Source organism: Tistrella arctica (genome assembly GCF_039630945.1).
GTDB classification, from domain to species: Bacteria; Pseudomonadota; Alphaproteobacteria; order Tistrellales; family Tistrellaceae; genus Tistrella; species Tistrella bauzanensis.
Map to the genome: position 1 here is coordinate 101,148 of NZ_JBBKTV010000009.1, position 13,175 is coordinate 114,322.

Consider the following 13,175-nt stretch of genomic DNA (forward strand, 5'->3'; position numbering starts at 1 on the left):
CGGTTCAGCCGGGCCTGATGCCGGTTCAGCCCGCGAGCAGGGCCGCAAGCCGTTCGCCAGCGATCAGGGCCGCGCCCATATCCCAGCCGCCGCCGGCATCGGCCACGAACAGGCCCGGCTTGCCCGCGATGGCCCGGGCATCGACCGGGGCGTCGGGGGTCTGGCCGGCGATGCGCCACATGCGGGTCAGCAACTGGCCGGCGGTATCGGGCAGGGCCGCCGTCACCCGCGCCGCCGCGGCGGTGATCTGGTCGGCGCCGAGCGGGGCCACCGGTGCGGCGGCGGCGGCGGCGGCGCCGGCCGCGGATGCGGCAACCGAGCCGTCCATATGCAGGGCGGCAAGCCAGCCGCCATCGGGCGTCCCCCGCAGCACCACGCGGCCATCCTCGGCGATCACCACATCCGTTGGCCGGGTGCGGGCGCCATCGGGGGTTATGCGGTCGGGGCGCAGCTTCAGGCGCAGCGAAACAGCCGGCGTGACGGCGACGCTCACCCCCAGCCACGATGCCACCTCGCCGCGGGCCGGGCCGGCGGTGATCGCCATCAACCGGCCGGCAATGCCATAACCGGGCGCGCAGGTGACCCGATATCCGGCCTCGGCTTCACTGGCGCCGGTGGCGGCGACGCCTTCGCGCAGGTCCACGCCGCGTTCGCGCGCGCGGCGGCTGAGGGTCTCGGCGAAGCCGCCGGGGGTCAGCGTGCCAAGCCCGTCGGGCAGAGTGTCTGCGGCACCGGCCGGGCTGGTTGCCGGCGCGACCAGAGCGGCGGCGTCCTCTTCGCCCAGCAGGCGGGCCAGGGCGGCGCGGCCCTCGGTGCCGATCAGCCCGCAGGTGCCGTCCAGATCGCGACCGGCGCCGGCCGTGGCCTCCAGCACCGTCACCCGGAAGGCGCGGCGTCGGAGGTCGATTGCCGCCGCCAGGCCGGCGACGCCGCCGCCCACGATCACAACATCGCAGTCTACCAGGCGGCTCATGCCACGGTCTCCGTCATCATGGGCAATCCGCCGCGGGCAGCCGCTGCCAACATGCCCAGCGGCACGGGGGTGGACGGGGCCTCCGCCTGAGCGGTGCCAAGCCCCGACAGTGGCAGGGCGCCCAGGGCCGCGATCAGCTCGGCCAGCACGGCGGCGCGGGCAAGGCCGCCTGCGCGCGACATGTCGACCCCCAGAATGGCAGCGGCGCGGGTCAGCCGGTCCAGCCGGTGACGGGCCGATACCTGCTTCAGATGTCCAAGGGTCAGGCCGCTCGACGGATCGATCAGCGCGTCGTCATCCTGCGCCATCACCCAGCCGGTGGGATAGGGATGGTCGACCGCGATCTCGGCGCCGGTGCGGCGGTCATGGGATAGAAGCGGCGTCATCCGGGCCAGCTCGATCCGGGCCTCGGCGATGCCCAGATCTGATGCGACCGCCAGACCTGCCGCCGCCCCCAGCCGGTCGGCAACCGCCGGGCGCGGATGCGGGCCGGCTTCGCCCGCGACATACAGCCCCGGCCGCTCCGGCACCCGGCCGTCGGCATCGAGCTGCGGTACGAAACCGCGCCGGTCGGGATCGAAAACCAGCCCCACGCCAGCCGAGGCCAGCAGCCGATAATCGGCGACCATGCCGTGGCCGACGCCCACCGTGTCGCAGGCGATGTCGCGCACCTCGCCGCGGGCATCGGTGGCGATCAGCCGTTCGACCCGGTCGATGCCCTCGACCCGCAGGCGGGTGATGCCGGTCAGCACCGGCACGTCGCGGCCGACCAGTCGCAGCCAGCGGCTGAGCCCGGTGCCCGGACGGCCGCTGTCGGCGCCGATCGGGCCACGGCGCCATGGATCGGGATCGAGGTCGATGACCGCGGTCAGCCGGCGGCCGGCGCGGACCAGCCGGTCGGCCACTTCATAAAGGCCGGGACCGCCGCCGATCAGCACCGGGCGCAGGCCAAGCGGGGTGTCCCCGGCCTTTTCCGGCGCGCGATACAAGGTGCCCAGATCGAACACCCCCGCCAGATGGCTGCCGGGCAGCGGGATCGGGCGGGTTTCGGCGCCGGTGGCCAGCACCAGCCGGTCGAATCCCAGGCGCTTGATGCCGTCGCGGCCCGACAGCAGCAGGCTGTTATCCTCGATCGCCCAGGCGACATGACCGGTGATCAGCTTCACCGCCGCCCGCAAACGTGCCGCCCGCCCGCGAAATCTGAGGAAATCGACATCGCCCGCGGGCGATGTCGGGTCGGCCTCCGACGCGGCGACGAAGGCCCGGCCACCCCAGTCCTCGCCGGGGGCCACCACCACAGGCTGAAGGCCGTGGGCAAGCAGCTTTTCCGTGGCGGCAAGGCCGGCCGGGCCCGCGCCCACCACCACCACCCGCCGGCCGGCACCGGTGGGCGGATGATGCGTTCGGCCTGTTCCGGTAAGCGGCGTGCCACCGGGCGGTGTCGCCATGGCGTCTGGCATCGTGTCCGACCCTGATGTCATGTCCGGCCCAGATGTCATGTCCGGGCTGGCGGTTGTGCTGGAATCCAGGCTCATGTCGGGGCCTCCCCGGCGGGGCCTGGAACGATGTTGGAAAGATCGGCGCCGTTGCCGGCCCCGATGCCCGACAGATCGCCGGCATTGCGGCTGCGATCGCTGCCGACGCGGCCGGCCGGCATGGGCTTGCGTTCCTGCCGGAACACCCCGAACCCACCACGCTGATAGGTCTGCATCGCCTTTGGATGGTCCAGGTTGGAACAGCAGGCCCAGAGCCGGGTGGGGCGATAGCTCCAGGCGATATCCACCACCTGATCGAGCAGAAAGCCCCGGAAGCTGAGCCCGACATATTCCGGCATCAGCCCGTGATAGGCGATCTCGATCGCTTCGTCCTCGGCCCGGCGGTCGAGTTCGGCGAACCCCGCCGGCACGCCGGCGACATAGAGCACGAAGATCTCGATCTGCTCGTCGGACAGGATATCGGCGATGGCGGCATCGTCCAGGCCCAGCCGTTCCGGGCGCAGCGCCGTCGCCTGCGCGCCTTCGTGCAGATAGCGATAGAAATGCACCGGCATGTTCCACGCACGCAGCAGCGCATACTGGCCGGCTGGCATCTTGCTGCGGCCATGACGATCCGGCGGGGACGTCATCTCGAAATAGGTGACGACAAGCTCTGTCATCGGCGCTTTCTCCACGCGCGGTGGCGACCATCGCCCCGCGACCCCGTCAGGCAGGCCGGTCCATGCCACCCGGGCATGGCCATGGCCAATGTATCGGACGCCCGGGTGAGGGGCACCAGGATATGGGGCACCAGGATGTGGAACACCAGGATCTCGGCCAGCCAGGACGGCAAGGCCGATTGCCACACAACGACCGGCCAATGGCCGGGCAGGCCCGGTTGCCGGATATCGGCGTCGACGCGAACGGGGGACGCGTCTGATCCCGCCGCACCCGGGGGTGCTGCGGCAGGGGCGGCGCTGCGGCAGAAACCCCGGCCGGACACAGGGCCGGACCAGGGCGTGAAAGCGGCCGCGACAGCAGGCCCGGCCGCTATGCACAAGGCGGTGATCACCGTTCGATGGGCAGGCTCTCGTCCGATCCCCAATCAGCCCATGATCCGTCATAGACCGGCACGTCGCGCTTGCCCAGCATGTACATGGCCAGCGCGAACATGCCTGCGGTGACGCCGGAGCCGCACATGGCGATCGCCGGCTTCGACAGATCGATACCGGCGGCGGTCAGGCGCGCCTCCATCCGATCGGCATCGAGCACCGTGCCGGATATGGGATCGAGGAATTCAGGATAGGGCAGGTTGATGGCACCCGGCACATGGCCCGCCCGCACGCCGGGCCGCGGCTCCGGCGCCTCGCCGGCGAAACGGTCGGCGGGGCGCATATCGATAAGCTGGGCGCGACCGTCGGCCAGCGCCCGTGCCACCTGGTGACGGTCCTTCACCAGCAGGTTGTTGACCCGGGCGGTGAAATGCCGCTCACGCGGCGGCTCGGGGCGTTCCTCCACGACCGGCCGGCCCTCGGCCAGCCATTTCGGCAGGCCGCCATCCAGGATCGCGACATCGTCATGGCCGAACACACGGAACATCCACCACACCCGCGCGGCACTGCGCAGGCCGACGCTGTCATAGATCACGATGCGCACACCGTCACCCAGGCCCAGCCGGCGCACCCGCGACGAGAACTTCTCAGGGGGGGGCAGCATATGCGGCAGATGGCTGGTGGTATCGGCGATTTCGTCGATGTCGAAGAACACGGCACCGGGAATGCGCAGCTGTGCGTGTTCGGTCCGGGGATCGCGGCCTTCCTGCGGAAAGAACCAGGACGCGTCGACGACGCGCACATCCGGCGCATCAAGATGGTCGGCAAGCCAGGCGGTGCTGACCAGGGCGTCGGGCTTGGCGTAGGGCATCGGGGGCTGCGTCCTCCGTGTTCGTTGCGGGCGGGTCCGGGCCGCCTCTCACCGGGCATGATACCCAACCCGCGCCCGCGCTGCCACAGCCGCTGGCCGGTGAATGGTGCGAATGCGCGAAGTTTACCGCAGATGCGCACGGTTTCGCATCTGCCAAGACGCCTCCTGCCCGGCTTCAGGCCCATCTTCCGTCGCGTGAGGTCGCACCTTCCCTCCCGTGAGGTCGCACGTGTCCGTCCCATGAGGCCACACCCTTTACGGACCGGCGGCGCTCCGGCATGCTGCACGTCAGACGTTCATGACCGTGGCTGGAGGGCGCCCCGATGACCGATACCGCCGCGGCGCCGCCACCGCTGAAGAGCCGGTCGGCCCCCTTGCACACGCTGCCCTTCGGGCCCGGCGACCCGGTGCCGTGGTTCCAGGGCGATTGCGCCGGCAACCCGCATTTCGCCTTCTCGACCGTGGCCGGTCGCTGGTCGGTGCTGATGCTGGCGGGCGCGGCCGCGGTGCCGGTGGTGTCGCGGGCGGTGTCGGCGCTGGCCGATGCGGCTCAGCTGTTCGACGGCATCACCCGGACCTGTTTTTTCGTCACGCTGGATGCGACCGACCGCATGGCGGGCAGCGATGGCCAGCCGGCGCGGCTGCCGCTCGGCCGGCCTGGTTTCTATGCCTTTGCCGACCGCGATGGCGAAATCAGCCGCCGCTATCGGGCGATCGATCCGGCGGCGTCGCCGTCTGCCGGCGCGCCGGTGGCCTATCGGCCTTATTGGCTGCTGCTCGACCCGACCTTGCGGGTCTTTGCCGCCGGCGGGCTCGACGACATGCCGCGTCTGCTGGATCTGGTGGCGCAACTGCCATCGCCGGCCGGGCATGCCGGGCTGGTGGCCGATGGCGGACAGATCGCCGACAGCCTGGCCGGGGCGCAGACCGGGCAGAGCCCGACAGGGGCGCAGATCGGGCAGAGCCCGACAGGGGCGCAGATCGGGCAGAGCCCGACAGGGGCGCAGATCGGGCAGAGCCCGACAGGGGCCACGGCGGATGCCGGCCCCTGGGCGCCGGTTCTGATGGTGCCAAGGGTGTTCGAGCCCGGCTTCTGCCAGCGGCTGATCGCGCATTATCAGGCGACCGGCGGCGAGGAGAGCGGCTTCATGCGCGAGATCGACGGCCGCACGGTCGAGATGCGCGATTACGGCCACAAGCGTCGCGCCGACTGCCTGATCGAGGACGAAACCCTGCGCGCCGGTATCCGCGCGCGGATCGAACGGCGGCTGCTGCCGGAACTGGTCAAGGCCTTCCAGTATCGCGCCACGCGGATCGAGCGCTATATCGTCGCCTGCTATGACGGCGATGGCGATGGCGGCTATTTCCGTCCGCACCGCGACAACACCACCCGTGGCACCGCCCATCGTCGGTTCGCGGTCACCATCAACCTGAACACCGACGCCTATCAGGGCGGCGCGCTGCGCTTTCCGGAATTCGGTGACCGGTGCTATGTGGCGCCGACCGGTGGTGCCGTGGTGTTTTCCTGCAGCCTGCTGCACGAGGCACTGCCGGTGACCCGTGGCCGCCGCTTCGCCTGCCTTCCGTTTCTGTATGATGACGAGGGCGCGCGCCTCCGCGAGCGCAACGCCGAATTCCTCGACGATCCGACGCTGGTCGCGGTGGCGCGCGGCGCCGGCGCCGCCGGCTGATCAGCCGGCGAAGGCCACCACCACCCGGCGGTTCTGGCGGCCCTTCTTCTCGATCTTCATCACCTCGACCGGGCCGATTTCGCCGGTGCGGGCGACATGGGTGCCGCCGCAGGGTTGCAGATCGACATGGGCCGGCGCCGCCTGATCACCGCCGATATCACCGTTGCCGTCGCCGATCCGGATCAGCCGCACCCGGCCGGCGCCGCGCGGCGGCTGCACCGACATGGTCTTCACAAGCTGCGGTGTCGCGTCCAGTTCGGCATCGCTGATCCAGTCGGCGGTGACCGGATGGTCGGCCATGATCAGCGCGTTCAGCGCGTCGGTGATCGCCTGCTTGTCCAGACCGGCCTCGGGCCAGTCGAAATCCAGCCGCGCCCGCTCGGCACCCACCTGACCGCCGGTGACCGGTGCGGTGATGATCGCCGACAGCAGATGCAGGCAGGTATGCAGGCGCATATGGGCGTGGCGCCGGTCCCAGTCGAGCGCCGCGGTCAGGCGCAGACCCGGCGGCGGCGGTGCCTCGGCACCCTCCGCGGCCAGCCGGTGGGCGATGGTATCGGGGGCGGGGCCCTTGACCGCCTCGGTCACAACCCATACCCGCCCGTCTTCGGCGATCAGCCGGCCACTGTCGCCGGGCTGGCCGCCGCCGGTCGGATAGAATACCGTCCGGTCCAGGATGACGGCGCCGTCATCGGTTGCCGCCAGCACGGTCGCGGCGCAGTCGCGGGCATAGGGTTCGGCGCGGAAGACGGTCTCGGTTGCGGGCAGGCTGTCGCTGGGCATGGGGGTGAAGGCTCCGGGTTCCTCTGAACAGATCCCGAAGCTTGCCTCGGCCCGCCCGATTGGTCCAGCCTGCGTCAGCGATCCAGCCAGGACGGCACCGGCAGGTTCTTCGACCGCAGGAAACCGGCATTGAACAGCTTGCTGGCATAGCGCTGGCCGCTGTCGCACAGGATGGTGACGATGGTATGGCCGGGGCCGAGCTTTTCGGCCAGCTTCACCGCGGCGCCGACATTGATCGCCGAGGATCCGCCCAGCAGCAGCCCCTCTTCGGAAATCAGGTCATAGAGCGCGGGCAGGCTTTCCTCGTCGGTCACCTGCACGGCGCCGTCGAAGGTCACGCCCTCAAGATTGGCGGTGACGCGGCCCTGGCCGATGCCCTCGCTGATCGAGTTGCCTGACGATTTCAGCTCGCCGGTGGTGATCCAGGAATACAGCGCCGACCCCATCGGATCGCCCAGCCAGCACTGGATATCGGGGTTGCGGTCCTTCAGCGCCATGGTGACGCCGGCCAGCGTGCCGCCGGTGCCGACCGCGCAGATGAAGGCATCGAGCCGGCCTTGCGTCTGGTCCCAGATCTCGGGACCGGTGGTCTCAAGATGGGCGCGGCGATTGGCGGTGTTGTCGAACTGATTGGCCCAGACGGCACCGCCCGGCTCGCTCTCGGCCAGTTCCTGCGCCAGACGCTCCGACACCCGGATGTAATTGTTGGGGTTGGAATAGGGGGCCGCCGGCACCTGAACCAGGTCGGCACCCAGCATCCGCAGGGTTTCCTTCTTCTCTTCCGACTGGGTCTCGGGGATCACGATGGTCGATTTGCAGCCGATGGAGTTGCCGACCAGCGCCAGGCCGATGCCGGTATTGCCGGCCGTGCCCTCGACGATCCGCCCGCCCGGGCGCAGCGTGCCGCGTTCCAGCGCATCGCGCACGATATACAGCGCGGCGCGGTCCTTGACCGATCCGCCGGGATTCATGAACTCGGCCTTGCCCAGAATGGTGCAGCCGGTCTGTTCCGACACCTTGCGCAGCTTGATCAGCGGCGTGTTGCCGATGGCGTCGGCGAAACCGTTCAGGATGGTCATGATGCGTGGGTTCCGTTCATTCTGCGGCGCAGGGCCGGAAAATCCAGTTGCCGCATCCTAACCCCGCGGCTCACGGGGGATCAAGCGGGGGTAGCCGCTGATTGAGCATAAGGGATATGTTGTATATGCATATAAAAACGCCCCGATCTTGGGAAAAGACCGGGGCGTTCGCGGTTGCTCAGCGCGAGGGTTCTTCTTCGTGCGCGGCCGGGGCCGGGGTGCCCAGGCGCTCGGCGGTCTCTTCCTCGTCCCAGTCCGGCGGCACGGGGAAGCCCGACAGCGGACCCAGCGGCTTGGCGTCGCGCTTGAAGGTCGGCTCGCTCAACATATACAGCGCTTCCAGCCGCGCCAGATCGTCCAGCGCCGAGCGATGGATGCGTTCATAGCCGTGGGAGGCATCGATGCCGAAGCAGACCAGTGCCGTGCGCAGATCATTGCCGGCCTCGATCGCCGATGCGCTGTCCGACCGGTAATGGCGGAACACGTCGCGCTGGTGCTGAATGCCATTGTCGGCGCACAACGCCAGCAGCTTGCGGGTCAGGTGGTAGTCGAACGGCCCGGCGCTGTCCATCATCGCCACCGTCACGCCGGTCTCGCGACTGGCCTGGCCCGGGGCGGTGGTGCCGTTGTCGATGGTCACCATCTCGGCGATCTCGCCATGCAGGATCGACGAGGCGCCGGAGCCGACTTCCTCGGAAATCGTGAACAGCAGATAGGTATCCACCGGCGGCACCACGCCGCAGCGCCGCACCGCTTCCGCCGCGGCAAGCAGGGTGGCGACCCCCGCCTTGTCGTCGAGATGGCGGCTGTTGATATAGTCGTTGGGGCCCACTTCCGGCGTCGGGTCGATGGCGATGATGTCGCCCACCCGGATGCCCAGCGCTTCAAGATCGCGTTCGTTGTCGGCATGGGCGTCGACGCGCAGTTCGACATAATCCCAGCCCACCGGCAGCTTGTCGATTTCGCCCCCGAAGGTATGGCCCGATGCCTTCAGCGGCAGGATGGTGCCGCGATGACGGCTGTCATCGGTGAAGATGGTGCAGCGCGCGCCCTCGGCGAACCGCCCCGACCAGTGGCCGATCGGCGCCACCGCCAGCCGGCCATTGGATTGCGGCCGCTTCACGATCGCACCCAGCGTGTCCAGATGGGCGACCAGCGCCCGGGCGGGCCGGCGCTCCCGGCCTTTGATCACCGCGCGGATCGCGCCACGGCGGGTCAGCTCGAAGGGCACGCCCAGGCGTTCAAGTTCCATGCCGACCATATGGACGATGCCATCGGTGTATCCGGACGGGCTCGGCGTGTTGAGCAGGGCGAGCAGGGTATCGAGCAGGTAATCGCGGTCGATGTGGATCTCTGCGGTCGGGCGTCTGGTCGCGTCGTTCATGCCGTCTCCTCGGCCGCATCCGTCGGTACCGGGTGATGGCGCCGGCGGGTGGCCGTCTGTGGAAAAAGAAAGTCGATGAAGCGTTCCGCCGTCGGCTGGGGCTCGTGATTGGCAAGCCCGGCCCGCTCATTGGCCTCAATGATCCAGTATGTGGGTTGATCGGGGGCCGGAACCATGAAATCCATCCCGACCACCGGAATGTCGAGCGCCCGGGCGGCGCGGATCGCGGCATCGGCAAGTGCCGGATGCAACTCGGCGGTGACGTCGTGGATGGTGCCGCCGGTGTGCAGATTGGCGGTCTTTCGCACCCGGATGACCTGGCCCGCGGCCGGCACGTCGTCCATGGTGAAGCCCGCTTCCGCCACCGCCCGGACGGTTTCGTCATCCATGGGAATGCGGCTTTCGCCACCGGTTGCCGCCGCGCGACGGCGGGATCGCGCCTCGATCAGCGCGCCGATGGTGTCGGTGCCGTTGGCGGTGATCTCGGCCGGCTTGCGCAGGGCGGCGGCCACCACCTCGCCATCGATGACGATGATCCGCAGATCCTCGCCCTCGACGAAGCTCTCGACCAGGCCGGTGACGCCCTGTTCGGTCAAGGCCCGGCAGGCATTGGCCAGGGTGTCGTTGTCGCGGATGTCGACCTGAACCCCACGACCCTGTTCGCCATCCACCGGCTTCACCACCACCCGGCCATGGCGGGCCAGGAAGGTTTCCGCCCGCGCCAGATCGGATGCCGTCACCTGTTCGGGCACCCGCAATCCTGCTTTGGCCAGCACGCTGCGCGTCACCCGCTTGTCCTGGCAGCGGCTCATCGCGATGGCGCTGGTCAGCTCGGTCAGGCTTTCGCGGCAGGTGATCGCCCGGCCGCCGAACGACAGGGTGAAATACCCGCGTGAGGCATCGAGCACCTCGACCGCGATCCCGCGCCGGCGGGCCTCGTCGACCAGGATGCGGGCATAAGGGTTCAATTCATCGGCCGGAGAGGGGCCGATGAACAGCGTTTCGTTGATCGGGTTCTTGCGCTTGACGCAGAACACCGGCACCCGTTGAAAGCCGAGTTTCTCGTAAAGCGCGATCGCCTCGGCGTTGTCGTGCATTACCGACAGATCCATATAGGCGCGGCCGCGGGCGAGGAAATGCCCGGCCAGATGCAGGGTCAGGCTGGAGCCGATCCCCGGCAGCGAGGCCTGCGGGTCCACGGCCAGCGCCCAAAGGCTGGATCCGCCTTCCTGATCGCCGAAGGCATGGACATGGTCGACGCCCATCACCGTGCCGACGATGCGGCCGGTGGCGGTCTCCACGGCCACCAACTGGGTGACGGTGCGCGAGCGGCGCATCGCCATGGCCGTGTCCTGCGGCACCGGCACCATGCGGCGGGCCCGATAGATCCGGTCGACCTCGTCCGCCTCTTCGGCGGTGCGTAAGCGGCGGATGGTGAAGCCGCGCCGTCGGGCCGGCGCCGGCCGGTACTGGTCCAGCCACAGCCGGAAGGTGTGCGAGGGGTCGAGGAACAGTTCCTGCGGGGCCAGCGACAACAGGACATGCGGTTCCGCCAGATAGAGCGCGATGTCGCGCTTGCCCTCTTCCTCCATCCGGATGGCGTCGGCCAGCTTGCGGTTGTCGTCGAAGGTCTGGCCGAAGATCAGCCGGCCCCAGCCAAGATCGACGCTGGCTTCGGTACGGGAATAGGGCGATGCGGCGGCACGGCCGGCGGATTTGCCGCCGGATCGCCAGCCGGCGACAGAGGGGCCGGATTTGCGGTCGAGACGCGGGTCGCGCGGTCGGGGGTCGCGGGGGGAACGGCGGGTCATGGCAACCGGAGCCTTTCTGGTCATCTCTGGTCGAGGTCGCGGGCGCCGCCTGCGGCGATACGGCCGGCGCGGGCCCGCGCGGTCAGGGCCGCAACCCGTGGGTGTCGAGCCACAATTCCAGCAACGCCAACTGCCACAATTTCGATCCGCGCAACGGTGTGATATGCGCCTTCGGGTCGGCCAGCAGCCGGTCGACGGCGGCCTGGTCGAACAATCCGCGAGCCCGCGCGCCGTCGCTGGTCAGGCTGGCGCGGACCATGTCCAGATACGGCCCTTCCAGATGTTTCAGCGCCGGCACCGGGAAATAGCCCTTGGGCCGGTCGATCACCGCATGGGGGATCACCGCGCGCGCGGCCTCGGCCAGCACATATTTGCCCTGGGCCAGATGGCGGCCATCGGGCGTGGTCTTCACCTTCATCTCGGCCGGAACGCGGGCCGCCAGTTCCACGAGATCATGGTCCAGGAACGGCACCCGTGCCTCAAGCCCCCAACTCATGGTCATGTTGTCGACCCGCTTCACCGGATCGTCGACCAGCATGATGTTGGTGTCCATGCGCAGGGCCTTGTCGATCGGCCGGGTGGCGCCGGGCATGGCGAAATGCTCGGCGACGAAAGCGCGGGCGTGGTCGCGGTCGACCCGGTGATCAGGGCGCACCAGCCCCTGATATTCGTCATGCGGCCGGTCGCAGAAATGGGCGGCATAGGTCTCGACCGCCTGGGCGTCGCCGGCCGCCAGCATCGGCGGATACCAGTGATAGCCGCCGAACACCTCATCGGCGCCCTGGCCCGACTGCACCACCTTCAGATCGCGCGACACCGCCTGCGACAGCAGATAGAAGCCGACCGCGTCATGGCTGACCATCGGCTCGCTCATCGCCGCCACGCAGTCGGGCAGGGCGTCCAGCGTCTCGGTGGCCGACACCCGGATCTGGTGATGATCGGTGCCGAAATGGGCGGCCACGATGTCGGACCAGCGGAATTCGTCGCCCTCCTCACCGCCCGCGGCATCGAAGCCGATCGAATAGGTTTTCAGATCCTGTTGGCCCGCCTCGGCGATCAGGCCGGTGATCAGGCTGCTGTCCAGCCCGCCCGAGAGCAGCACACCAACCGGCACGTCGGCGACCAGACGCCGGCGCACGGCCGTGCGCAGGCTGGCCAGAACCCGTTCCTGCCAGTCGCCGAACGACAGGTTGCGTTCGTCGTCGCGCGCGCCATAGGCCGGCGCCCAATAGACCTCGTCACGGGTGGTGCCGTCGGGTTCGATCATCCGGCGGGTGGCCGGCGGCAGCTTGCGCACGCCCTTCAGGATCGTCATCGGGGCGGGCACGACGGCGTGGAATTGCAGATAGAATTGCAGCGCCACCGGATCGATGCTGGTGTCGACCCCGCCGCCGGCCAGAAGCGCCGGCAGGGTGCTGGCGAAGCGGATCGCGCGCCCGCGTTGTTCAACATAGAGCGGTTTGATGCCCAGTCGGTCACGGGCCATCAGCACCCGGCCGCTGTCACGCTCCCACAGCACGAAGGCGAACATGCCGGACAGCTTGTCGACCACCTTCGGACCCCAGGCGCGATAGCCCTTCAGGATCACCTCGGTGTCGCCGGTGGAGAAGAAGCGGAAGCCCTGTGCCTCCAGTTCGGCGCGCAGCTCGCGGTAATTGTAGATCGCGCCGTTATAGACCAGGCCAAGCCCCAGCTCGGCATCGATCATCGGCTGCTGGGCGTGTTCGCTGAGGTCGAAGATCTTCAGCCGCCGATGACCGACGGCGATATTGCCCTGGGCGTGAACACCCGACGCATCGGGACCGCGCCGGTCCATCGCGGCGGTCATCCGTGCCACGGCCGCGATGTCGGCCGTTCTGCCATCGAACCTGATCTCGCCGCTGAAGCCGCACATGTCTGTCTCTATCCTCCGGTTGGAAGACGCGAGGGAGGCCGTGCCCCGGATGGCGGGGCCGTTGCTGGTTGTGATGACATGCGGGTCGCGCAAAGCGCGCAGGGCAGGAAGCAGGCGGGGCGGGGCCGCATGGACACCCCATGACAGCAGCGCGCGCACGAC

General features: G+C 69.2%; 10 protein-coding genes. 1 reads left to right on the top strand and 9 read right to left on the bottom strand.

The genetic code is table 11. The features are described 5' to 3' along the window. Positions 1 to 25: 25 nt before the first annotated feature. From WG924_RS20500 to sseA, 4 genes are all read right to left on the bottom strand, one after another. Entirely contained in the window at positions 26 to 973 is a 948-nt protein-coding gene (locus WG924_RS20500) for an FAD-dependent oxidoreductase (RefSeq protein WP_345934958.1), read from the bottom strand. Beyond that, positions 970 to 2,421: an FAD-dependent oxidoreductase gene (locus WG924_RS20505; protein WP_345934959.1), complete on the bottom strand. Its 1,452-nt coding sequence runs from the start codon at positions 2,419 to 2,421 to the stop codon at positions 970 to 972. Before WG924_RS20505 ends, WG924_RS20500 begins: the two co-directional genes overlap by 4 nt. Positions 2,422 to 2,504: 83 nt before the next feature. Next, entirely contained in the window at positions 2,505 to 3,128 is a 624-nt protein-coding gene (locus WG924_RS20510) for an N-acetyltransferase (protein ID WP_188578102.1), read from the bottom strand. A gap of 388 nt (positions 3,129 to 3,516) precedes the next feature. After that, positions 3,517 to 4,371: a 3-mercaptopyruvate sulfurtransferase gene (sseA, locus tag WG924_RS20515; protein WP_345934960.1), complete on the bottom strand. Its 855-nt coding sequence runs from the start codon at positions 4,369 to 4,371 to the stop codon at positions 3,517 to 3,519. A gap of 323 nt (positions 4,372 to 4,694) precedes the next feature. On the opposite strand from sseA, the gene WG924_RS20520 reads away from it, so the two are divergent. After that, positions 4,695 to 6,062, top strand: coding sequence for a 2OG-Fe(II) oxygenase family protein (locus WG924_RS20520; protein ID WP_345934961.1), 1,368 nt, complete (start codon positions 4,695 to 4,697; stop codon positions 6,060 to 6,062). On the opposite strand, the gene WG924_RS20525 is transcribed toward WG924_RS20520, so the two are convergent. From WG924_RS20525 to WG924_RS20545, 5 genes are all read right to left on the bottom strand, one after another. Continuing rightward, a complete protein-coding gene (locus tag WG924_RS20525; protein WP_345934962.1) occupies positions 6,063 to 6,845 on the bottom strand; it encodes an alanyl-tRNA editing protein in 783 nt (260 codons plus the stop codon). Between the two features lie 74 nt (positions 6,846 to 6,919). Further along, a complete protein-coding gene (locus tag WG924_RS20530) occupies positions 6,920 to 7,924 on the bottom strand; it encodes a cysteine synthase A (protein WP_345934963.1) in 1,005 nt (334 codons plus the stop codon). Positions 7,925 to 8,102: 178 nt separating this feature from the next. Beyond that, positions 8,103 to 9,308: an osmoprotectant NAGGN system M42 family peptidase gene (locus tag WG924_RS20535; RefSeq protein ID WP_345934964.1), complete on the bottom strand. Its 1,206-nt coding sequence runs from the start codon at positions 9,306 to 9,308 to the stop codon at positions 8,103 to 8,105. Continuing rightward, positions 9,305 to 11,119, bottom strand: coding sequence for an N-acetylglutaminylglutamine synthetase (gene ngg, locus WG924_RS20540; RefSeq protein WP_345934965.1), 1,815 nt, complete (start codon positions 11,117 to 11,119; stop codon positions 9,305 to 9,307). The genes WG924_RS20535 and ngg overlap by 4 nt, the downstream gene beginning before the upstream one ends. Positions 11,120 to 11,201: 82 nt before the next feature. Continuing rightward, entirely contained in the window at positions 11,202 to 13,013 is a 1,812-nt protein-coding gene (locus tag WG924_RS20545) for an N-acetylglutaminylglutamine amidotransferase (protein WP_345934966.1), read from the bottom strand. Positions 13,014 to 13,175: the final 162 nt, after the last annotated feature.

Coding starts and splice junctions, on each gene's coding strand:
- WG924_RS20500 (WP_345934958.1), bottom strand. CDS start 973: ATGAGCCGCCTGGTAGACTGCGATGTTGTGATCGTGGGCGGCGGCGTC.
- WG924_RS20505 (WP_345934959.1), bottom strand. CDS start 2,421: ATGGCGACACCGCCCGGTGGCACGCCGCTTACCGGAACAGGCCGAACG.
- WG924_RS20510 (WP_188578102.1), bottom strand. CDS start 3,128: ATGACAGAGCTTGTCGTCACCTATTTCGAGATGACGTCCCCGCCGGAT.
- sseA (WP_345934960.1), bottom strand. CDS start 4,371: ATGCCCTACGCCAAGCCCGACGCCCTGGTCAGCACCGCCTGGCTTGCC.
- WG924_RS20520 (WP_345934961.1), top strand. CDS start 4,695: ATGACCGATACCGCCGCGGCGCCGCCACCGCTGAAGAGCCGGTCGGCC.
- WG924_RS20525 (WP_345934962.1), bottom strand. CDS start 6,845: ATGCCCAGCGACAGCCTGCCCGCAACCGAGACCGTCTTCCGCGCCGAA.
- WG924_RS20530 (WP_345934963.1), bottom strand. CDS start 7,924: ATGACCATCCTGAACGGTTTCGCCGACGCCATCGGCAACACGCCGCTG.
- WG924_RS20535 (WP_345934964.1), bottom strand. CDS start 9,308: ATGAACGACGCGACCAGACGCCCGACCGCAGAGATCCACATCGACCGC.
- ngg (WP_345934965.1), bottom strand. CDS start 11,119: ATGACCCGCCGTTCCCCCCGCGACCCCCGACCGCGCGACCCGCGTCTC.
- WG924_RS20545 (WP_345934966.1), bottom strand. CDS start 13,013: ATGTGCGGCTTCAGCGGCGAGATCAGGTTCGATGGCAGAACGGCCGAC.